The organism is Winogradskyella vincentii (assembly GCF_020166345.1).
Classification (GTDB): domain Bacteria; phylum Bacteroidota; class Bacteroidia; order Flavobacteriales; family Flavobacteriaceae; genus Winogradskyella; species Winogradskyella vincentii.
Window position 1 is genome coordinate 399,370 of sequence record NZ_JAIUJS010000002.1, and the last position, 23,275, is coordinate 422,644.

General features: G+C 33.1%; 21 protein-coding genes. 16 read left to right on the forward strand and 5 right to left on the reverse strand.

All coding sequences use genetic code 11. The features are described from left to right. The first annotated feature begins 2 nt into the window (after window positions 1-2). From LBV24_RS04965 to LBV24_RS05015, 11 genes are all read left to right on the forward strand, one after another. On the forward strand, window positions 3-1,697 hold the full coding sequence (locus tag LBV24_RS04965; RefSeq protein WP_224477485.1) for a hypothetical protein: 1,695 nt from the start codon (window positions 3-5) through the stop codon (window positions 1,695-1,697). Next, the gene (locus tag LBV24_RS04970) at window positions 1,697-2,701 is read left to right on the forward strand and encodes a vWA domain-containing protein (RefSeq protein WP_224477486.1); all 1,005 of its coding nucleotides are present in this window, start codon (window positions 1,697-1,699) and stop codon (window positions 2,699-2,701) included. Before LBV24_RS04965 ends, LBV24_RS04970 begins: the two co-directional genes overlap by 1 nt. Next, complete coding sequence (locus LBV24_RS04975; RefSeq protein ID WP_224477487.1) at window positions 2,694-3,731, forward strand: VWA domain-containing protein; 1,038 nt, start codon at window positions 2,694-2,696, stop codon at window positions 3,729-3,731. The genes LBV24_RS04970 and LBV24_RS04975 overlap by 8 nt, the downstream gene beginning before the upstream one ends. Window positions 3,732-3,791: 60 nt before the next feature. Beyond that, complete coding sequence (locus LBV24_RS04980) at window positions 3,792-4,616, forward strand: aerotolerance regulator BatC (RefSeq protein WP_224477488.1); 825 nt, start codon at window positions 3,792-3,794, stop codon at window positions 4,614-4,616. Between the two features lie 21 nt (window positions 4,617-4,637). Further along, window positions 4,638-6,410 (forward strand): BatD family protein, encoded by a 1,773-nt coding sequence (locus LBV24_RS04985; protein WP_224477489.1) that lies wholly within the window; start codon window positions 4,638-4,640, stop codon window positions 6,408-6,410. Between the two features lies 1 nt (window position 6,411). Further along, window positions 6,412-7,167, forward strand: a complete 756-nt coding sequence (locus LBV24_RS04990) for a tetratricopeptide repeat protein (protein WP_224477490.1) — start codon at window positions 6,412-6,414, stop codon at window positions 7,165-7,167. 54 nt (window positions 7,168-7,221) lie between these two features. Continuing rightward, the gene (locus LBV24_RS04995) at window positions 7,222-7,512 is read left to right on the forward strand and encodes a hypothetical protein (protein ID WP_224477491.1); all 291 of its coding nucleotides are present in this window, start codon (window positions 7,222-7,224) and stop codon (window positions 7,510-7,512) included. Between the two features lie 80 nt (window positions 7,513-7,592). Beyond that, window positions 7,593-9,173 (forward strand): SulP family inorganic anion transporter, encoded by a 1,581-nt coding sequence (locus LBV24_RS05000; protein WP_224477492.1) that lies wholly within the window; start codon window positions 7,593-7,595, stop codon window positions 9,171-9,173. Window positions 9,174-9,182: 9 nt separating this feature from the next. Next, complete coding sequence (locus LBV24_RS05005; protein ID WP_224477493.1) at window positions 9,183-9,965, forward strand: universal stress protein; 783 nt, start codon at window positions 9,183-9,185, stop codon at window positions 9,963-9,965. Window positions 9,966-10,038: 73 nt separating this feature from the next. Beyond that, the gene (locus tag LBV24_RS05010; RefSeq protein ID WP_224477494.1) at window positions 10,039-11,901 is read left to right on the forward strand and encodes a SulP family inorganic anion transporter; all 1,863 of its coding nucleotides are present in this window, start codon (window positions 10,039-10,041) and stop codon (window positions 11,899-11,901) included. Between the two features lie 14 nt (window positions 11,902-11,915). Beyond that, window positions 11,916-12,545, forward strand: coding sequence for a carbonic anhydrase family protein (locus LBV24_RS05015; protein WP_224477495.1), 630 nt, complete (start codon window positions 11,916-11,918; stop codon window positions 12,543-12,545). Here the strand turns inward: LBV24_RS05015 and LBV24_RS05020 are convergent. Next, window positions 12,542-13,060: a CvpA family protein gene (locus LBV24_RS05020; protein WP_224477496.1), complete on the reverse strand. Its 519-nt coding sequence runs from the start codon at window positions 13,058-13,060 to the stop codon at window positions 12,542-12,544. The two genes, LBV24_RS05015 and LBV24_RS05020, sit on opposite strands and share 4 nt — an antisense overlap. 70 nt (window positions 13,061-13,130) lie before the next feature. Here LBV24_RS05020 and LBV24_RS05025 point away from each other — a divergent pair, with 70 nt between their 5' ends. The 3 genes from LBV24_RS05025 to LBV24_RS05035 are packed head-to-tail and all read left to right on the forward strand — an operon-like array spanning window position 13,131 to window position 14,941. Then, on the forward strand, window positions 13,131-13,487 hold the full coding sequence (locus LBV24_RS05025) for a hypothetical protein (protein WP_224477497.1): 357 nt from the start codon (window positions 13,131-13,133) through the stop codon (window positions 13,485-13,487). A 35-nt stretch (window positions 13,488-13,522) separates the two neighbouring features. After that, a complete protein-coding gene (gene pheS / locus LBV24_RS05030) occupies window positions 13,523-14,542 on the forward strand; it encodes a phenylalanine--tRNA ligase subunit alpha (protein ID WP_224477498.1) in 1,020 nt (339 codons plus the stop codon). Window positions 14,543-14,545: 3 nt separating this feature from the next. Next, on the forward strand, window positions 14,546-14,941 hold the full coding sequence (locus LBV24_RS05035; protein ID WP_224477499.1) for a hypothetical protein: 396 nt from the start codon (window positions 14,546-14,548) through the stop codon (window positions 14,939-14,941). 6 nt (window positions 14,942-14,947) lie between these two features. Here LBV24_RS05035 and LBV24_RS05040 read toward each other — a convergent pair whose 3' ends face one another. Continuing rightward, on the reverse strand, window positions 14,948-15,949 hold the full coding sequence (locus tag LBV24_RS05040; protein WP_224477659.1) for an NAD(P)H-dependent glycerol-3-phosphate dehydrogenase: 1,002 nt from the start codon (window positions 15,947-15,949) through the stop codon (window positions 14,948-14,950). A gap of 200 nt (window positions 15,950-16,149) precedes the next feature. On the opposite strand from LBV24_RS05040, the gene LBV24_RS05045 reads away from it, so the two are divergent. After that, window positions 16,150-17,094: a nicotinic acid mononucleotide adenyltransferase gene (locus tag LBV24_RS05045; protein ID WP_224477500.1), complete on the forward strand. Its 945-nt coding sequence runs from the start codon at window positions 16,150-16,152 to the stop codon at window positions 17,092-17,094. A 68-nt stretch (window positions 17,095-17,162) separates the two neighbouring features. On the opposite strand, the gene LBV24_RS05050 is transcribed toward LBV24_RS05045, so the two are convergent. The 3 genes from LBV24_RS05050 to mfd are packed head-to-tail and all read right to left on the reverse strand — an operon-like array spanning window position 17,163 to window position 22,716. Next, entirely contained in the window at window positions 17,163-18,467 is a 1,305-nt protein-coding gene (locus tag LBV24_RS05050) for a TlpA family protein disulfide reductase (RefSeq protein ID WP_224477501.1), read from the reverse strand. 57 nt (window positions 18,468-18,524) lie between these two features. Further along, on the reverse strand, window positions 18,525-19,388 hold the full coding sequence (locus LBV24_RS05055) for a DMT family transporter (RefSeq protein WP_224477502.1): 864 nt from the start codon (window positions 19,386-19,388) through the stop codon (window positions 18,525-18,527). Next, window positions 19,381-22,716 (reverse strand): transcription-repair coupling factor, encoded by a 3,336-nt coding sequence (mfd, locus tag LBV24_RS05060; RefSeq protein ID WP_224477503.1) that lies wholly within the window; start codon window positions 22,714-22,716, stop codon window positions 19,381-19,383. The genes LBV24_RS05055 and mfd overlap by 8 nt, the downstream gene beginning before the upstream one ends. A gap of 115 nt (window positions 22,717-22,831) precedes the next feature. Here mfd and LBV24_RS05065 point away from each other — a divergent pair, with 115 nt between their 5' ends. Continuing rightward, window positions 22,832-23,263 carry a TerB family tellurite resistance protein gene (locus LBV24_RS05065; RefSeq protein ID WP_224477504.1) on the forward strand — a complete coding sequence of 144 codons (432 nt, stop codon included), beginning with the start codon at window positions 22,832-22,834 and terminating at the stop codon, window positions 23,261-23,263. The last annotated feature ends 12 nt before the right edge of the window (window positions 23,264-23,275 follow it).

Sequence of the window (23,275 nt, forward strand, 5' to 3'; positions counted from 1 at the left end):
CAATGAAATACAAGGTTTACATATTGAATTTTTCTAATTACAAGGCAAGGCAATTGGTTTTGTCTGTATTAATGATTCTATTCACTTCGTTTTCATTCGGACAAGTTTCTTCTAAAGTTGATACAACCCAGATAAGAATTGGTGAACAGATTAATTACAAAATTAATGTAGAAGCAGATTCTTCTGCTTTAGTTGTTTTTCCAGAAGGGCAGACATTTTTACCCTTGGAGGCCGTTGAAGCATCAGATATTGATACAACAAAAAACAATGCCAAGGTTTTGTTATCCAGAATATATAAACTCACTCAGTTTGATTCTGGCGCATACACAATCCCACGTCAAAAAATAATTATAGGAGACAAACCATTCTTCACCGATTCACTGAAAGTAATGGTTAATTCTATTGAAGTTGACACCACCAAACAAGGTTTGTATGATATTAAACCCATAATTGAAGTAGAAAAGACTGGAGGTAATTGGTGGAAATATTTGTTAATCACTTTACTCCTAATCGGACTAGTTGCCTTCTTATTATATTGGTTTATTTGGCGTAAAAAGCCATTAACTGAAGAGGAAGAAATAGCACTTTTGCCACCCTATGATCGTGCTAAAATTGCAATAAGAAAGTTGGACCAAAGCCAGTTTTTATTAAAGTCAGAAATCAAAAAATATTATTCTGAGCTAACCCTCATTATACGTAAATATTTAGATGAAAAAGTTTACGATCGTGCGATGGAAAGCACAACAGACGAGCTTATATTGAGGCTTCAATTATTAAAAGATGGTAATCAAATCCCTTTAAAGAAGGACACGATTAATAACCTTCAATCTATTCTTAAACGAGCAGATTTAGTAAAATTTGCGAAGTCTAAACCAGATACTGCATTAGCAGAAATGGATAGAGATATTATCGATAAGGAAATAGACAATGTTAAAGCAAGCTTACCAGAACCATCTGAGGAAGAAAAACTTTTAGACAAACAATACAAAGAAGCTCAGGAACGTAAAAAGAAACGCAGAAAAGTTATAATTACAGTTGCCATATCCTTGTTTTTAATAATTGCAACGATTGTTGGTTTTGGAATTAAATATGGATTTGGATATGTAAAAGACACGATTATCGGACACGAAAGTAAAGAGCTTTTAGAAGGTAATTGGGTAGAAAGTGCTTATGGTTTTCCACCGGTTTGGATTGAAACACCTAGAGTTTTAAAACGTGTTGATTCTCCATTACCAGAGGAAGCCAAAGAGCAAATGAGTATGACCACATTTGTCTATGGAACAATGTTAGATATTTTCAGCGTCGCAATTAATACGACAACATTAAACGTTCCAAAGCAAACACCTCAAACAAAAGAAACAGAAAACCCAACATTTGATTTATTTAAAGTATCGGAAGAAAGTATTAAAGGATTCGAATCAAAAGGGGCAAGAGATATTTTAGTTAAGCGAGATCAGTTTATTACTCCAAACGCAGCAGAAGGACTAAAAACATTTGGGACATTTAACATTGTTATTCCTAATACTAACAAGGTTGTTAATGCAGAATATGCACTTTTTAGTTTTTCAAATGAAAATGTCTTACAACAAATAATTATAACATGGCCTGATAATGATGAGTATGCAGATGAAATGGTACAACGAATTATCGATTCTATTGAGCTAAAACCGGATGAACCTGAAGAAGAAGACAACTAATGTTTGAGAACATTGAATTTTTAAATAAAGAACTTTTCTGGATGCTGTTGCTTATCCCAATAGCAATAGTTTGGTATGCCTTTATGTACAATAAACAGACGGCTGAATTAAAAATATCTAGTACAAGTGGATTTAAAACGGTATCATCTTTTTGGCCAAAATTTAAACATTTACTTTTTGTATTTCGTTTGATAGCACTTGGTTTATTAATCACTGCTTTAGCTAGACCTAGAACTGTTGATGTCTCAACGAGAACTAAAACTACAAGAGGTATTGATATTGTTATGGCAATAGATGTATCTGCAAGTATGTTGGCAAAAGATTTAAGACCTAATAGATTAGAAGCCTTAAAACAAGTAGCATCGGATTTTATTGATGGTAGACCAAATGATAGAATTGGTTTAGTCGAATATGCTGGAGAAGCATATACAAAAACACCTATTACAAGCGACAAGTCCATTGTTCAAAGATCATTGCGAGATATTAAGTATAACACTATAATAGAGGGTGGAACAGCGATTGGTATGGGTTTGGCAACTTCTGTAAATAGACTTAAGGACAGTAGAGCAAAAAGCAAGGTTATTATTTTATTGACAGATGGTGTCAACAACTCTGGTTTTATAGATCCCAAAATAGCAAGTGAATTAGCTGTTGAATATGGTATTAAGGTATACACTATTGGTTTAGGAACAAACGGGATGGCATTATCACCAATATCCATTAACCCTAATGGTTCTTTTAGGTATGGAAGACAACAAGTAGAAATTGATGAAGACTTGCTAAGGGAAATCGCGGATGTTACAGGTGGAAAATATTTTAGGGCAACAAATAATAAAAAACTGGCTGAAATTTATAATGAAATCAATAAGCTAGAAAAAACCGAAATAGAAGAAAAGAAGTATTATAATTATGAGGAAAAATATAGGCCTTTAGTACTTCTTGCCGGATTATTATTGTTATTAGAACTAATTCTTAGAAACACAATATTTAGAAGCTTTGTTTAGACTAGATGAGAAAATATGGTTTTGGACATTACTGGTAATTCCAGTGATCATTTTGTTGTTTGCAATGTTGCAGATCTGGAGACGATCAGCTCAAAAAAGATTCGCAGACAGCCACCTGCTCAAAAGGCTAAGTCCAAACCAATCTTTGTTCAAGGGAATTTTAAAAGTATTGGTATTGAGCGGTGCATTTGGGTGTTTATCATTAGCGTTGGTTAATCCTAAGATTGGTACAAAACTAGAGACGGTAAGAAGCCAAGGTGTTGATATTGTATTTGCAGTTGACGTTTCAAAAAGTATGCTAGCAGAAGATATTGCACCAAACCGTTTAGAGAAATCTAAACAATTAGTAACTCAGATTATTAATAGCTTGGCAAGTGATCGTGTTGGAATTATTGCTTACGCCGGTAAAGCCTTTCCACAATTGCCAATCACAACGGATTATGCATCGGCAAAAATGTTTCTCCAAAACATGAATACAGATATGCTTTCCTCTCAAGGAACGGCAATTCATGAAGCAATTCAGTTAGCAAAAACGTATTACGATGATGAAGAACAAACCAATAGGATATTAATAATAATATCAGATGGTGAAGATCATGAAGGAGAGGCCGTAGATATTGCTGAAGAAGCTAATGATGAAGGGATTAGAATTCTTACAATAGGTGTGGGTGATGCAAAAGGAGGTCCAATCCCTATTAAAAGAAATGGTGTAGTATTAAATTATAAAAAAGATCAAAATGGTGAAACGGTGATTACCAGATTAGATGAAACGACGCTAAGGGAAATTGCCGAAGAAACCAACGGTTTATATATTAATGGAAGTAATACTTCGGAAGTTGTAGATTCTATAAAGGATCTATTAGACAAAATGGATAAGAAGGAATTTGAATCAAAACAAATTGCAGATTTTAAAGACCAGTTTCAATGGTTCTTAGGTCTTGGTATCCTTTTGTTTTTTATTGACATATTCCTTTTAGAAAGGAAAACAGAATGGTTAAAGAAATTAAACCTTTTCAATGAAAATTTTTAATTATTCTTTAACGCACACAATTAAAAGGGTTTGCTAAATTTAAAATAAGAATCAGTAAAAATGAAGTTTAGTTTAACAATTATAGTATCATTAATAACCTTTATGGGTTTTTGTCAGGAAAAGACAAAAGCGCAAATAGAGGCAGAAAAAAATGCTACTAATTTAGTTTATAAAGGAAACGAGTTGCTTGGTGAGGACAATTATGTTGAAGCAGAAATGGAGTATAGAAAAGCAATATCTGAATCGCCAAATAAGGCGGCTGGTGCATATAATTTGGCACATTCTTATTATAAAAAAGGAAGCTTTAATGAAGCATTATTTAGAAGCCAAGAAGCGGCTAATAATGCAAAGACAAAAGACGAAAAACATAGAGCATTTCATAATATTGGGAATATTTTAATGCAAAATGAACAGTGCAAAGAGGCTGTTGAAGCTTTTAAAAATGCACTACGTAATAATCCTACAGATGAAGAAACCAGATACAACTTCGCTTTAGCCAAGGAATGCGCAGAGCAACAAAAAGTTGGTGGTGGAGAAGATAATAAAGAAGATAAGGACAAGGAACAAGAAAAGGATAAAGAAGAGGAAGAAAAGAAGCAAGACGAGAATAAAGAAAATCAAGACAATAAGGACGAAGGCGATAAGGATAAAAAGGATGGTGATAAAGAAGAAGATGAAAACGGAAAACCGAAAGATGATAAGCAAGATGATGGAAAAGATGATAAGGACAAAAACCAAAAACCAAAACCAAAGCCTGGACAAATGTCACCTCAGCAGATAAAAAATATTTTAGAGGCGATGCAAAACCAAGAGCAAAAAGTGCAACAAAAAATAAATGCAGAAAAGCAAAAAGGAGCAAAAGTAAAAACCGAAAAAGACTGGTAAAAGAAGCGAGTTTAAAGCTTTATGAAAGTTAAACATTACATATCCATATTATTTATTTGCCTTCTCACTGGATTAGTCTCAGCTCAAGTTAAGTTTGAAGCTAAGGTTAGTAAGAAGAAACTTGGTGTAAACGAACGTCTTAGGATTGATTTTGAAATGAATAAAGATGGCGACAACTTTGTCCCACCTAGTTTCAATGATTTTGATGTAGTTGGTGGGCCAAATACCTCAGTGAGTAATTCTTGGTTAAATGGGAAACGTTCTTATACCAAAACATATAGTTATTTTTTGGCACCTAAAAAGCGAGGTAAGTTTACTATAAAACAAGCTACAATTGAAATTGAAGGAGAAATCTATAAAACATTTCCCATAACAATTAATGTAACTGCTGCAGTTGATGCTCCTAATGGAAATTCAGGTGCTTCTGACATTGCTGCGCAAAACATTCACTTAGTAGCGGAAGTTTCAAAAACAGATCCTTACCTAAATGAAGCCATAACAGTAGTTTATAAATTATATGTTTCACCAGAAACAGGCGTTAGTAATTGGAGAGAAAAAGACAATCCAAGATATAATGATTTTTGGAGTCAGAATATTGAAATAAAAGGCTTAAATATTCAAAAAGGGCAATATAAGGGTGAAGATTATAGATTTGTCGTATTACGCAAAACAGTACTTTATCCTCAGAAAACAGGTAAATTAAAATTAGAACCACTTGTTTTAGATATAACAGTAGAAGTACCTACAGGGCGAGCTGATATTTTTGGTAGGCCAATAATGACAAAGGTGCCTAAGACAGTTACTGCGGGTAGTAGAACAGTTAATGTTAAACCTTTGCCAGAAGTAGGTAAGCCTGCTGATTTTAAAGGAGCAGTTGGGGATTTTAATTTTAAAGTAACCACAACTAAAAGTCAACTTAATGCAACTGAATCTTTGCAGGCTAAAATTGAGGTTTCGGGTAAAGGAAACTTAAAGTTATTTGAGTTACCAAAACTTTCTGTTCCAAGCTCATTGGAGGTATATGAGCCAGAGCATAAAGAGAATGTGCGAACCAGATTAAGTGGAATGCAAGGAACAATTTCAGACACCTATACTATCGTTCCGCAATACAAAGGCAAATATCCTATACCAACCATTTCATTTTCCTATTTTGATTTACAAACGGAAAGCTATAAAAGGGTTAATTCTGATGAATTGGTTGTAGATGTATTAGAGGGTCCTACTGCATCAATTAGTAATACTGAAAGTTCTGAAACTGTGGCGACAAAACAACCTGTTAGGCCAAATTCAAATACGTTCGCCTTTATAAAAACAAAGTCTAATTGGGTTGGTAAAACACGTACACCATTTTTTCAATCTACAGCCTTTTGGTCCTTGTTACTCACACCGTTTTTTGCCATACCAATTGCAATTTTTATTAGAAGGAATAAGGATAAACGTGATGCAGATATTCAAGGTAATAGAATAAGAAAAGCAGATAAATTATCTAGAAAATATTTAAGTGAAGCTAAAAAAGCACTTAATAACAAAGAGGCCTTTTATGTGGCACTAGAGAAAGCACTGCATAATTACTTGAAAGCAAAATTGAATATTGAAACGAGTGATTTTAATAAAGAGAAAATAGAATCTCTTTTATCTCAACGAAATATTGATTCTACCAATATTTCGGAATTTATTTCAATATTAGAAAATTGTGAGTTGGCCAGATATACACCTATCACTCAAGACACGATGCAAAGTGATTATAATAGAGCCGCTAAAACAATATCCACGATAGACAAACAAATAAGATAGGATGAGAGCAATTGCACTATTAATATTTTGTTTTTCATTTTTTGGTTACAGCCAAAACAATCAGCTATTTGAGGAAGCTAACGCACTTTATTATGATGGTAAATATGCTGAGTCAATAGAAAAGTATGAGAGTATATTAGAATCAGAAGTTCATTCTTCAGAGCTTTATTTTAATCTTGCCAATGCAAACTATAAGCTCAATAACATTGCACCAAGTGTTTATTATTATGAGAAAGCGTTATTACTTAGTCCTAACGATGAAGAAATAAAGAATAACTTGGCTTTTGCAAGGAACATGACAATAGACGCAATTGATACGGTTCCAGATGTTGGTTTTGCCAAAATATTAAAGAATTTTGTTACCACATTAAATGCAGACACTTGGGCCATAATTGCTGTAATAGGTGTATTTGTGTTTGTGTTACTATTTTTGTTATATCATTTTGCCCAAGCGACTTCGAGAAAACGATTGGCGTTTATTATTAGTGTTGCAAGTTTATTTGTGGCGTGTTTGTCGGTTGCCATGGCGTTTCAGAAAGTACAATTAGATAAAAAGGACAATCCTGCTATAGTTTTTGCTCAAGAATCTAGGGTAAAAGCAGATCCAAATAAAATGAGTGAAGAAGTTTTTAGACTTCATGAAGGAACTAAAATCCAAGTCTTAGATACATACGAAGATTGGAAAAAAATTCAACTGTCTGATAACTCAATTGGTTGGATACAGTCTCAGGATATTAAAATGTTAAATGAATTTTAACTTTATTTAACAATTCACTACTTACGAAATATTATATTTGTTGGTAAGCAACCTATGATTTTTAAAAAACTAACAGCACTATTTATCGTTGTTTTATTTCTTTCGATAATAAGTGCACCAACCATTATTACTTCAATAGATAATTCTATTGATATTTCCATGTTTGATGGTCTCGGTGAAGAAGAGGAAAGTGAAAACTTTAAAATTCTCATTGAAACGATGTCTACTAACGTGGAACAAACTGATTATTCTCTTTTAGAAAAAGACAGAATTGATTTTACAAATGGTTTATATAGTAAACCTTTGATTAATATTATTTCACCACCTCCCGAAATAATCATTTAATTCTTAGTCTCAACTTTATTTATTTATCAATAATCTCATAACTGTTTAAATCAGAAAGCAGTTATATAATGCATTTTAATATGTTTAAAACTTTAAAAAATGACATACCTGCGAGTATTGTCGTATTCTTTGTCGCTTTACCTCTTTGTTTAGGTATTGCATTAGCTAGTGGCGCACCATTATTTTCTGGTTTAATTGCAGGTATAGTAGGTGGTATTGTAGTGGGTGCCCTAAGTGGGTCAAAAATTGGAGTTAGTGGACCAGCAGCAGGACTAGCCGCAATCGTTTTGGCGGCTATTGCAACATTGGGCAGTTATCAAAACTTTCTACTTGCAGTAGTTTTAGGCGGAATAATTCAATTAATATTTGGCTTCTTAAGAGCAGGTATTATTGGTTATTATTTTCCTTCCTCTGTAATTAAAGGAATGCTTACAGGAATTGGTATAATTATAATATTGAAACAGATACCTCATTTCTTTGGATACGACGCTGATCCTGAAGGTGATTTTGCTTTTATCCAGGTTGACGGAGAAAACACATTTTCCGAAATTTTCAATTCTATCAATTATATAAAACTTGGCTCTGCATTGATTGGACTTGTATCGTTGGGAATTTTAATACTATGGGGAAATGTTTTATCTAAAAAAGGGAAGTTCTTTCAGATAGTACAAGGACCACTAGTTGCAGTTGTAGTTGGTATAATTTTTTATATTTTAACACAATCTCATGCAACATTGAGTATTGGTGAATCTCATTTGGTCAGTGTCCCTGTGCCAGATGGAGTCGATTCCTTTTTAGGGCAGTTTAGTTTTCCAAATTTTTCACAAATTACAAATCCAGAGATATGGATTGTTGCTTTCACTATTGCTTTAGTAGCGAGTTTAGAGACCCTATTATGTGTTGAAGCGACCGACAAATTAGACCCTCATAAAAACGTTACACCAACCAATCGTGAGTTATTAGCTCAAGGTACAGGAAACATTATTTCAGGTATGATCGGTGGTTTACCAATTACACAAGTAATTGTAAGAAGTTCTGCAAATATCCAGTCTGGTGGTAGAAGTAAAATGTCTGCTATTATACATGGTTTTCTTTTGCTTATTTCTGTTATGTTAATACCGAGATTACTGAATATGATTCCGTTATCAGTGTTAGCTGCTGTTTTATTAATTGTAGGTTATAAACTTGCAAAACCCTCTTTATTCATTAAAATGTACGAACTAGGTTGGAAGCAATTTATTCCTTTTACGGTTACAGTTCTTGGTATTGTGTTTACAGATTTGCTGAAGGGAATTGGTATGGGATTAGCTATAGGTATTGTGGTTATTTTAATAAAAAGTTATCAAAATTCACACTTCCTACATATTGAAGATAAGAGTAATGGAAAGCACAAAATTAAAATGACATTTGCCGAGGAAGTTACATTCTTTAACAAGGGTGCAATATTAAAAGAGCTATACAGTCTTCCAAGAGATACTTATTTAGAATTAGATGTAAGGAACACCACTTATCTAGATAATGATATTATTGAAATCTTAGATGATTTTGCTGTTAAGGCGAAGGAACGGCATATTGATATAAAAATAGTTTCAAATAGAGGGATTGTAGAAAATCCAGAGAGTTTCGTTGAGTTTTTTAAATTGAAACCTAAGACTGCATAAAATTAAATTATGGCTAGAAAACTTAAAATTTTAATTCTTTCAGATCTAAAATCTAATACACCAAAAATATTGAGCAATGCTATTGCTTTATCTAAAATGGTGAACGGTGATTTAGAATTTCTACACGTTAAAAAACCAACAGAGTTGGTGAAAACTGCTAGCCAATTATCTGCGGTTCGAGAAATTAATGAATATACCAAGGTTACAAAGAAAAAAATAAAGGAATTATTAGATCCGATATCAGAAAAGCACAATACCAAGGTGAATTATAAGTATAGTTTTGGTAATGTGAAGGACGAAATTGAGAAGTATATTAAAAAGACTGAACCAGATATAATTGTATTAGGTAAACGACAGTCAAACACATTAAGTTTTATTGGCGACAATATTATAGATTTTGTGCTAAAGTCTCATAAGGGAGCTGTGTTAGTAGCATCTCATAATAGTAGTTTAACACCTGACCATGATTTATCTATTGGTATTTTTAATGAGGAAGAATCTAATCTTAAAGATAGTTTGATAGAAGATTTAGTTGAATATTCAACTTTACCTTTAAAATCATTTAAAATTGGAGTGAATTCAGATAATCAAAATACTAAAGATCAGTTCCTGTCTAAAAAAACTATTGAATATGTTTTTGAAGACACTTCTGATGTCATTTCTAATATATCAAGTTATATTCCAAAAAGTAAGGTGAATCTCTTATGCGTTAACAGAAATAAACAATTTAATAAAAGCAAAAACATAAAAGAGATTATAAAAAAGGTAAATGTTTCTATACTTGTAACATAATGTGGATTTGTTTAACAAGTAATAAAAACAGTGAATTAATTTTACTAACTTAAATCTCAGTGAGGTAATACATATGAAAAATTTCTTTTCTAATATAAAAGGCGATGCCTTTGGTGGAATTACTGCTGGGATAGTTGCATTACCTCTTGCTCTAGCATTTGGGGTTCAATCTGGTTTAGGACCTAGTGCTGGACTATACGGTGCTATTTTCATTAGTTTTTTCGCCGCACTATTTGGAGGTACAAATACTCAAATATCTGGTCCAACAGCACCAATGACCGCCTTAAGCATGGTTGTGATTGCGGGCCTAATTGGCACCTATGGAGGTAGTGTTGAGAAGGCATTACCAGCAATTTTAACGGTGTTTTTATTAGCCGGATTAATGCAGATAGGATTGGGTATTATTGGCGTTGGTAAATATATTCGCTATATACCATATCCAGTGGTATCTGGATTTATGACGGCTATTGGTGTTATGATCTTAGTCACTCAATTACTGCCAATTTTAGGATATAATGCAAGTCAGGATAATGAATTTGTATACAAGTTTAGACCTGAGGCAGAAGAAGTTATCTTAGAAAAGATTATTAAGGATGAAGCTGTTGATGGTATTTTGGTTTTAGAGGAATTCAATAAAACCATTGAAAAAACAAAAGAAATTACAGAAGATGATATTGTAAAAGAGTCCATAAACCTTGCTACTAAAGAGTCTAAGAGTGTTATGGGTGCTTTAAAGCTTTTACCTAGAGCGCTCGGTAATATTAATTGGCTCGAGTTAATACTAGCCTTGGGAACTATTTTTGTAATCTATGGCTTTAAACGAATAACTAAGAAAATACCAAGTACTTTAGTTGCACTCATTGTTGTGTCTGCGATAGCGATTATTGGAAATTTAGATTACAAACCAATCCCAACGATACCACAAGAATTGCCATTACCAAGACTAGAGATTTTCACAAGTTTTAATATTAGTAGTGTATCACCATATATCTTTACAGCATTGACCTTATCATTGTTAGGGGCTATAGATTCGTTACTTACCAGTGTGGTGGCAGATAATATGACTAAGACTAAACACAAGCCTGATAAGGAATTAATTGGCCAAGGAATTGGTAATACAATCGCCTCAATTTTTGGAGGGATTCCAGGTGCAGGAGCAACGATAAGAACGGTTGTTAATATAAATGCTGGTGGAAAAACAAGATTATCAGGTATGATAGCGGGTGTTTTATTGTTTTTCATTCTACTAGCAATGGCCCCACTGGCATCAAGAATTCCAGCTGCAGTACTAGCAGGTATTCTTATAACGGTTGGTATTGGAGTTATGGATTATAAGGGTCTCAGAGCAATACCTAATTTACCAAAGGATATAAAGATTGGACCATTAAGGTTGAGTTCTGAAGTTATAATTATGATTGTTGTTTTACTACTATCAACGTTTTGGAATTTGGTTTATGCGGTTGGCATAGGTTTGGTCATAGCGTCTTTGATGTTTATGAAGAAAATAGGAGATCTTACAGCAAAACGAAGTGATGTAAAATCATTGAGAGAAGAAAATTGGCCAGATGAAACTAACTTTCCTCAGGCACTAAAGGAAGAGGTATTCATTAAACATTTGAAAGGCCCATTATTTTTTGGATCTACTAGCGAATTTCAGGCACTTGCTTTACAGATTCCCGAATCTGCTTCAATTGTGATAATGCGCTTAGATAGAATGCAATATATGGATCAATCTGGTCTATATGCCATGGAGGATATGATTCAAGATCTTAAAATTAGAAATGTTGAAGTATTATTTGTAGGATTATTAGAACAACCGAGATATATGATGGAGCGTATAGATATTATTCCAGATTTTATTCCAGAAGAGCATATTTTTGAAGAATTTGAATCTTGTCTAGAATGGATTATAATAAACATAGAAGATAAATATTAACTATATAAATTAAAATGAAAAATATAGCGATAACAAAAGATGTGCAAAGTGCATTTACACCAAATGGAGTATTACAAGATTTATTAGATGGTAACCAAAGATTTGTTGATGGAAAACCTGAAGGTGCAGATAATGGCTCCTTGGTTAATCAAACAACTAGCGGTCAATATCCAAAAGCTGTTGTCCTTTCTTGTATAGATTCTAGAGTACCTGTTGAAACTGTTTTAGATCAAGCTATTGGCGATATTTTCGTGGCGAGAGTAGCTGGGAATTTTGAAAATACGGATATTTTAGGAAGTTTAGAATACTCGTGCAATGTAGCAGGTAGCAAACTGATTTTGGTTTTAGGTCATGAGAGTTGTGGTGCTGTAAAAGCGGCTTGTGATGGTGTAGAATTGGGAAATATTACAGCAATGTTAGAAAATATAATGCCTGCTGTAAGGAAATCTGCTGATGAAGTGGAAGGTGAAGCTAACTCATCGAACAAAGAATTTGTTGCAAAAACTGTTGCAAATAATGTTAGAATGACAATTGATAGAATAAGAAGTAAGAGCCAAATTTTAGCTGAGATGGAAGACAATGGGGAAATAGCTATAGTTGGTGGTGTATATAGTCTCCATACAGGTAAGGTTGAAATGCTTTAAGCATCAGTCTCACTTGCTTCCTCTTGTCCTGATTCACTTTTTATTAGGGTAGGGAAAATCATTGGCGCTAAGGATTTTACAGGTTCGTAAAGTACACTTTCCTCAAGATCTTCCTTATCCACAAAAGGAAGTGTTTTATTAAGTTTATTAAAAACGATTAATAGAATACTGAGAATAAGACCAATTTTTAGGGCACCAAAAGCGCCACCGAGCAATTTATTTAACAGGCCTAAAGCAGCAAAATCTGCCAATTTAGTGAGCGCTTTCCCTGCTAAGCTTATAGCCAAAACAATAATGACAAAAGTTATGGCAAAAGCAACAATATTGATGGTTTTTTCATTCCAGTCTACCTCAGATTCAAGAAATCCAGCAGCGAAATAACTAAAATGAATTGCACCGTAAATACCTAGTACAAGTGCTAATAAAGAGGCAATTTCTACAAACAGACCTTTCATAGCTCCTCTGATTAAGCCAAACAAAATTAAGGCTCCTAAAATAATGTCAATGATACTCATAATTATAGCGGTTTAAGCAAATATAAATTAACTTTGCTAATCTTATAACGAGAGAAGTGGTAGATAAATTATGGCACGAGATGAACAATTAAAAGAACGCTGGGATTTAGTTGTAGAAAAACTATCAAAACAATTTGCTGATGGTGATACTTTAGACTTAGATGCAATTATATATTTAATAGGTGTTCAAGAACTCGGTCAAATTCATCGTGAATATAAAAAAGACCACAAGTTAGACTTGATGCATATTGCAATTTGCAAACTTTTGACACCATATGGTTTTTATGAGTTTGATTTTGTTGATGATGAAGGCTGGCCACACTATAAGGTTAAAGAACAACTACCTCATCTCAAAGCAGGTGAACAAAGTGTGCTTATGAAGGAGGCTATTGTGAACTATTTTGTTGAAACAGAGTATATCGACTAAGAATTTTTAAATTTGCGATCTGAAATTAGGAGAGAATGATAGATAAGTTAAAAGAACTCATTGCAGAAGCTGAAGCATTTTCTGCTCAGTCAAAAGAAGAAGTTGAAGCGTTTAGAATTAAATACCTTGGTTCTAAAGGGCTTTTAAAACAATATTTTGCTGAGTTTAAAAACGTAGCAAACGAGCAGAAGAAGGAATTTGGCCAAACTATAAATCAGCTAAAGAAAACGGCTGAAGATAAGGTAAATGCTCTAAAAGATGCTTTAGAGCAACAAGATGAAGATAAAGGTATTTATGGTGATTTATCACGTCCTGGTGATCCTATAGCTTTAGGTGCTCGTCATCCAATTTCGATTGTTAAAAATCAGATTATAGACATATTCTCACGTATAGGATTCAATGTAAGTGAAGGTCCTGAAATAGAAGACGATTGGCACAATTTCACAGCACTTAATTTACCTGAATATCATCCGGCAAGAGACATGCAGGATACGTTTTTTATTCAGACTGATCCGGATATTTTATTACGTACACATACAAGTTCTGTTCAGGTACGATACATGGAAAATAATAAACCTCCAATTCGTACAATTTCTCCGGGAAGAGTGTACAGAAATGAAGCTATATCAGCGCGTTCGCACTGTTTTTTCCATCAGGTAGAAGGATTATACATTGATAAAGATGTTAGTTTTGCAGACTTAAAACAAACACTTCAATACTTCACAACCGAAATGTTTGGTAAGTCCAAAATTAGATTGCGTCCTTCATATTTTCCATTTACTGAACCGAGTGCTGAGGTTGATGTTTATTGGGGACTCGAAACAGAGACCGATTATAAAATGACCAAAGGAACAGGTTGGTTAGAAATAATGGGATGTGGTATGGTAGATCCAAATGTCTTGGAAAACTGTGGTATAGACTCTAAGGAATATTCTGGTTTTGCATTTGGGATGGGAATAGACCGTATTGCTTTATTGCTTCACCAAATCAGTGATATTCGTCTGTTAAGCGAGAACGATGTTCGTTTTCTCGAGCAGTTTAAATCAGCATTGTAATTTGTGAGAAAGGACATTGAAATCCCAGAAGTAAAAAACGTATTTGTTGCCGTAGTTCAAGAGGAGCATTTAGAGTATAAAACTAAGGATTGGAATGTCTATATCATTAATGATAGTGACGATGATTTAGATACAGTTCTCATAGTATCAAAAGGATACTCGGATAAAAAGATTACTCCACCAATGCGTCACACTTTGAAGATGCTTCCAGCAAGAAGTTACGCTAAGATTGAATATTTACAAGAAGCAGTTTTAGGATTGAATAATGAGTTTAAGGTGACGTTTTTTAAAGGAAATCAGATGTTTGATAAAACGTATTTGTTTAGGAAGAATACCATTAATCAAAATGCCTTACAAACTATTCCATTAATGCATTTAAAAGGAGTTTTGGTAAAGTAGATTCTCTTAATCTAGGTGGTCGGTAAGTTTCTTAAAGACTTTTTTAGGATTTTTGTTTTCGTACAAAATTGCATAAACCGCATTTATAATTGGCAAACTCGTTTTATTTGTGTTTTTGTCATTCAATAATTTTGCACTTTTTGTGGCGTAATAACCCTCTGCCACCATATTCATTTCCATCATTGCAGATTTAACCGTATAACCTTTACCAATCATATTGCCAAACATTCTATTTCTCGAGAATGTAGAATACCCAGTCACCAATAAATCTCCTAAGTATGCTGAATTATTGATATTACGTTTCATTTTGTGCATTTTCTTTATAAAACGTTTCATTTCGCGTATTGCATTGCTCATTAAAACACTTTGAAAATTATCTCCATATCCCAATCCATGAGCTATCCCAGCTGCTATTGCATATATATTCTTTAACATTACAGCATATTCTACACCTATGATGTCATCGCTAATTTTTGTTTTGATATAATGGCTTGTTAGATTATTAGCAATAGCTTGAGCCTTGTTAGTATCTGCACAAGATATTGTAAGGTAAGATAACCGCTCTAATGCTACCTCTTCCGCATGACATGGTCCCGCAATCACCGCAATATTTTCAAAAGGTATATTATAAATATCATGGAAATGTTCACCAACTAATAAGCCCGATTCAGGGATTATACCTTTTACCGCAGAAACGATCGTTTTTTGACCTATGTCTACTTTTAATTTTTTAAGTTCAGAATCCATAAAAGCCGAAGGGATAGCAAAAATTAAAATATCTGCCCACTCAGCAATTTCGTTAATTTCGTTACTTAGCTTCAATTGATCTGATTGAAACTCCACAGAACTTAAATAACTAGGATTATGTTGTTCTTTATTTAAGTGATCTTTTATATAGGCACTACGCATATACCAACCAACCTCATCTAAATTTTCACATAACATTTTTACTATAGCGGTAGCCCAACTTCCTGCACCAAAAACAGCATATCTAGTTGTTTCACTCATATAATTATCATCTGTTAATTGCATCAAAAATAAGGAAAGTTTGGTGGATAGTCTAATGTTATTATTAGTGAGACGAAGTCAATAAATATCGATGATTTAAAGGATTTGAAAATCAATTTTTCAAATTGTAAAATGAGTGATTTCAGTTTTTGGCACATGTTTTGAATTTAACAATGTAATAACCTTAAAACCGTTGAATTATGAAGACATTGAAATTACTTTTAGGTTTTGCATTGAGTGCAACTTTATTTACTTCCTGTTATACAGACGAGGTAGTAATAGTGGATAACAATCCAGGAGTATCATTAAATCAATTATTGAATTCTTATGAATTGTGGTATGTTGATATTAATCAAACTCAAGGTTATGGTGAAATCCCATTTTTACAAATTGCTTTTACACTTTCGTTTAGAAACGGAACTCTTTTTGCTAATAATAATCTTGTAGATTTTGGTGTTCAAGGCAATGGTTTTGGAGTCCCAATCGGAAATTATGTGGCATATGATATGATATTAGATGTAGATCATATAATTGACGGATTTGATAGTTTTGATGTGTATCAAATCAATAACAATACAATTGAACTTTATAATCCATTTAACGATACGTCTTATTTTTTAAGAGGATATCAGAGAAACAATTTTGACTATGATTTTATATTCTATGATAACATCCATTATTTTTTACAGGAGTATGAGGCATGGGAAAAGGTTTACACTAGCGATTATGGCGCTTTAAATGAGTTTGATAATGAGAACTATATTCAGTTTTTGTCTGGTGGCAATGATTCTACATTTAGAAGCTCTCAAGATGTAAATATTTACGACCCAAATAATATTTACTGGGATTATACTGGAGTGTATGGAGTTGGAGATGTATCAGGAAATATGTATCTAAAAACTTTAACGTTAGATTATGATTTCTTTGACAATGAATTCTTTGAACTAAGCGTTATCAATGATGGAACTATTGAGTTACTTCACCCAAGCTCAGGAACAATTTATGAGTTTGAAGGAAAAGGATACATACCTTATTACAGAAGTTCTGATACTCAAGGTAGAGTAACAAAAGAGGTAGATAAGCCTAAAAAGAGAAAACAAAAAACATCTAAGGTAGATAACCCTAGAGAAAATACAAGAAGCTAAATTTTGGTTGGTTATTTAGTTTCAAAACGCTCAGATAAAACACTTTGTTTTACTGAGCGTTTTCTGTTTTATTTCAAGTTATTCAATAAGACTTCTAAGTCTTCAATTGCATATGGTTTAGACATTATGATTTTATCCTTACTGAGGAGAAAATACATTGGTGTAGCCGCTATCCCATAAGTTTTAACAATAGGGTTTTCCCATTTACCTAAACCAATGGTATGTGTAAAATCTGGATATTTCTCTATTTCTTTTGTCCAGTCAATAGAATCGTTTTCGAGACCAAAGGCAACTACTTCAATATTAGATTTGTTTGTTACAAGTTCTTTTACTTTTGGTAATTCCTTTAAACAATGACCACAGCCGCTGCTCCAAAATACAAGCAGGTAATACTCGGAACCTTCAAGACTATGCAGATCTGATTTGCTATCTTTTGATTTAATTTCAAAATTTGGTGCCTTTGTGCCAATTGAGGTGTTTTTATACGAAGTAATAGTTTCTGCTAAAACGATGTTGCCTGTGGTATTTGCCAATTCCAATAAGTACATGTCTGTAATATAATTGGCCAATTCATGATTTTCTAAACTTACAAACCGTTGCCATAATATTTTAAGAAGCGTTGTTTTAATTTCTGAATTATCACTTCCAATAGCTTTGGCAACATCATCTACATGCGATTTAAAGGTGTCATTGCTTGGGTTTTGCTCCATGTTAAAGACATATGCTGTAATTCTGTCTACTAAAAATGAAGAACTTTGCAATAAATAATTACTGAAATCTATTTGGTTTAGATAATGATTTTTTAAATTATTGGAATAGGTACTCACATCCTGGTATTCCGATGGAATGTAAGGTCTGTTCGCAAGAATGAAAGAAGATACAAGTTTATCACTCGCTAAATCTTCATACCCTTTTTGTGTGTCTTTTAAAGTTTTGAAAATTGCGTTGAATCCTTCCTCGTCCTTTATATTTTTTGAGTAATAATTACTAATAGTGATATTCACCATTTCCATACTTTTTAAATACGAATTCCAAAGCTTATTTTCTTCAGAAGATTTAAATTCTACCCCTTTTTCATAACTAAAGTTGAAATCAACAGACTCCTTACCATCATAGATAAAATCAAAATTGTTTTCTTCCGGTGGAATAGCATATACAATTTTATATATTCCTGGAGTTACAGTTTCATTGAGTGGTATTTCAAAATGACCTAGGCTATCAAGTTTACCTCTATTTACATAATCAGCACCCTCTGGTGAAGCCTTGTATAAAAAAGCATATGTAAAATCTTTTGAAGGTGAAAATGTACCAGAAACACTTTGGGAATAACCCAAGAATGGAAGAACAATAAAAGCAAGGATTAATTTTTTCATGTTGTGAATTTGTTATCTGCGATAAGGCTTCAATAATTACGCCAATTATAATGTTTTTTAATTCTTTTTAGAGCGAACACTTTCAATAAAAACCGTTGCAAGTATTAATGAGCCACCAACAAATGTATGTAATGTTGGTATTTCATTCAAGAAAAAGTAAGCTATAATAATTCCAAATACTGGTTGTGCACTCCCAATTATACTTGCTGTACTGGCTTTAAAGTATTTAAGACTATTTATAAAAAGGGTATGACCTATCGCAGTTGTTAATAATGCAAGAAGCAATACATATGGATATTGTGTCTTTATATTTGAACCCTCGAAAAAATAAAGACTAGGCATCAAAACAATAGCAAGGATTCCTACTTGGTAAAACATTAACATGGTGCCATTGTAGTTTGTTGCATGTGTTTTTAAGATAAGAATCCTTAATGAGTAACAAACTGCTGAGAGAATTCCCAAAAGAATACCTTGAAGCTGATTACTTTTAAGGTCAAATTCTGGCGCAAGAATATATACGCCAATTAACACAGTAATACCCAGTAAAATGTGCATTGGATCAAATTTTATTCTTGTGAAAATTGGTTCTAGTAAGGCTATAATCACAGGGAAAGTAAATAATGACAACATCCCAATTGCTACATTAGATAGCTTTAAAGCATAGAAATATGTAATCCAATGTGCTCCCATAAATATGGAAGCTAAAAAAAAAGTCCATCGATCTCGACCACTATTAACCTTTAAACTAATCTTTTTAGCTAAGCAGAATAGTAATAAAAATACACCTGCTAAGGCAGATCGCCACCAAATAATTATTGGAGTTGGTAAGTCAATAAATTTTCCTAGGGCACCTGAGGTACTAATAAAAATTGTGGCTACTGTTAGCCACAATAAGTGATTTATGTGGCTTTTATCACTCATTTACATTAGATAATGTTTCTAAAGCTTGTTTTATTGACTTTACATTTTCAAAAGTGAGAAGTAAACGCAAACCATTTCTGGTTTTTTTCTCTTTCATTTTACACTTTCCGGCATTTAATTGAACAAACTGTAATACCTTGGTAAAAGCATCGCTTTGATAGAATTTACTTTGCTGATCTTGTATAAAATAGCCTATTAGTCTACCTTGTTTCATTATCAGTTTTTCTATTCCCAACTTAACAGCCACCCACTTTAAACGAACACTATCAAATAAATCGGATACCTGCACTGGTACTTCTCCAAATCTATCAACAATTTCAGACTCAAATTTTTGCAGTTCTTCTTCTGTCTTTATTTCATTGAGCTTGGTGTACAGATTAAGCCGTTCTGTAATGTTGTTAACGTAATCATCTGGGAAAAGCAATTCAAAATCAGTATCGATAGTTATATCCTTAACGTATTGTTTTGGTTTACCATCATCTTTATATAAATCTGCGAACTCAGATTCTTTTAATTCCTCAATTGCTTCATTTAAAATCTTTTGATAGGTATCAAATCCAATATCATTAATAAAACCACTTTGTTCACCTCCTAGCAAATCACCAGCACCTCTAATTTCAAGATCTTTCATGGCAATATTGAATCCACTACCCAGTTCTGTAAACTGCTCTAAAGCGGTAATACGTTTTCTTGCATCTGTTGTCATTGCAGTATACTCTGGTGTAATGAAATAACAAAATGCTTTTTTATTGCTGCGTCCAACACGACCTCTCATCTGATGAAGGTCACTCAACCCAAAATTATTGGCGTTATTGATAAATATTGTATTTGCATTAGGAACATCTAGACCACTTTCAACAATTGTTGTGCTAACTAATACGTCAAATTCGCCATTCATAAAGGCCAACATTAGTTCCTCTAATTTTTTACCATCTAATTGACCATGGCCAATACCGATTTTTGCATCGGGAATTAATCGCTGAATCATACCAGCAACCTCTTTTATATTTTCAATTCTATTATGAATAAAAAAGACTTGACCACCACGTTGTATTTCATAGCTGATGGCGTCTCTAATTGTATCCTCATTAAATCTTATAACATGACTTTCTATAGGGTAACGATTTGGAGGAGGTGTTGTAATTACAGACAAGTCTCTCGCTGCCATTAAACTAAATTGAAGTGTTCTAGGAATTGGTGTTGCGGTTAGGGTTAATACATCAACATTTTCCTTAATTGTCTTTAGTTTTTCTTTTACTGCGACGCCAAATTTTTGTTCTTCATCAACAATAAGCAATCCTAAATCTTTGAATTTTACGGATTTATTTGCGAGTTGATGAGTCCCTATTATAATATCTATACTACCCTTTTCTAACCCTTCTAGAGTCTCTCTTTTTTGCTTTGCTGTCCTAAAGCGGTTAACATAATCTACTGTTACTGGGAAATCTTTTAATCGCTCAGTAAACGTTCTGAAATGTTGATAAGCTAGAATTGTCGTAGGTACTAAAACCGCTACTTGTTTTCCATTATCTACCGCTTTAAAAGCCGCCCTAATGGCAACTTCGGTTTTACCAAATCCAACGTCACCACAGACTAAACGGTCCATTGGTCTTTCACTTTCCATATCAGCTTTAATGTCTGCTGTAGAAGAGGTCTGATCTGGTGTGTCTTCATAAACAAAAGAAGCTTCAAGCTCATGTTGCATATAACTATCCTGTGCGTACTGAAACCCTTTTTTTAGTTTTCGTTTTGCATATAGTTTAATGAGGTTAAATGCAATCTCTTTTACACGAGATTTGGTTTTTTGTTTAAGGTTTTTCCAAGCTTTACTACCTAATTTATAGATTTTAGGTGGCTTTCCGTCCTTACCGTTAAACTTGGTTATTTTATGTAGTGAGTGAATACTCAAATAAAGAATATCACGCTCACCATAAACCAATTTTATGGCTTCTTGCTTTTTACCTTCAACCATAATTTTTTGCAAACCGCCAAACTTACCGATACCATGATCAATATGAGTTACATAATCTCCAACCTCTAAATTGGTTAACTCTTTTAAGGTTATAGCCTGCTTTTTTGCATAACCGTTTTTTAAATGGAATTTGTGATAGCGATCGAAGATTTGATGATCAGTATATACCGCAATTTTTTGTTCCTCATCAATAAAACCCTGGTACAATGAAATCACAATGGTTTTATAATGAACCTGCTCTTCAACATCATCAAAAATGTCATGAAATCGTTTTGCTTGTTGCTCACTAACACAAGCAATATAGTTTACTATTCCATTGGAGTGATTTTCGTTTAAATCTTCAATTAATAGATTGAAATGTTTGTTAAAAGCGGGTTGAGGTTTGGTTTTAAAGTCTATTACTTTACCATCCATAATCGATGAAGACTCAAACTCCACTAAATTATATTCCAAGAATTGTCTTTTAAGCAATTCAGAATTACAGAATAATTCGGAGGGAGAGGCGTGTTTTATTTCACTTGATAATTCCTTAAATGCTTCTTCAGCTTTTATGTAGAAATCGTCAATTCTAGAGAATAAAAGTGAGCTATTCTTTGAGAAAACCACTGTTTTAGAAGAAATATATTTTAGAAAGCTTTCACGTTTCTCTTCAATAAATTTATTAGCAACATTTGGGATTATACTAACCTTTTTAATACGTTCTGTGGAGAGTTGGGTTTCTACATCAAATGTCCTAATACTGTCAACTTCATCCCCAAAAAACTCAATCCTGTAGGGCTCATCATGAGAAAATGAGAAAACATCGACAATACCACCTCTTACGGAAAATTCTCCAGGTTCTGTCACAAAATCAACGCGCTTAAACTTATATTCAAAAAGCACTTCGTTAACAAAATCTATACTCAATTCATTTCCGACGGAAATTTTAAGGGTGTTTTTCTCAAGTTCTTTTTTGGTTACTACTTTTTCAAAAAGTGCATCAGGATAAGTAACTATTACGGCAGGTTTTCTTCTAGAGTTAATACGGTTTAGAACCTCTGCTCTTAATAATACATTGGCGTTATTTGTTTCTTCAATCTGATAAGGTCTTCTGTAACTACCAGGATAAAATAGTACATCTTTATCATTAATAAGTTGTTCTAAATCGTTGAGGAAATAAGCAGCTTCTTCTTTATCATCAAAAATCAATAAAAATGGTTTGTCAGCAGATCTAAATGTTTCGGATAAAACATATGAAAATGAAGATCCTACCAACCCTTTGAGGTGTGTATTATTTTCAGTTTGGGCAATAGCATTTCTGAGATTTTGCACTTGCAAAGTCTCTGCATATGTTTTGGAAATTAATGCTTTGCTCAAGTTCCTTTATTTGAAGGTGCAAATATAAAATTTTTGAACTGTTATATAATGATAAATTCTCGGAATAGGATTATATTTGTAGCCACATTAACTAATGACTATTAAACCTATTTTTATGTCCATTTCAGATTTATATGATAACGAATTTAGAAAGCGAAATAAAGACCATTTTGCAGCTATTGTAAGAGTTGCTATGAGTGATGGTGTTATCTCGGAAGAGGAAAAAGAATTTCTAGATCGATTAGCAGACAGATTAAATATCAGTGAGCATGATTACAAAAGAATCATGAAGGATTATGAATCTCATCCTATAAATCCACCAGTATCTTACGACCACAGATTAGAGCGTTTATTCGATCTTGCTAGAATGGTAGCGGTAGATAAAATACATGAAGAAGAAGAAAAGAAAATATTAAGAAAATTCTGTGTTGCACTTGGTTTTCATGCTGTTAACGTAAAGTATATAACGGATAAAGCATTAGAATTAGTTAGCCGAGGTCATGGTTTAGACGAATTTATTGATGGTATTAAAAATATGAATCAATAATCAATACACTTA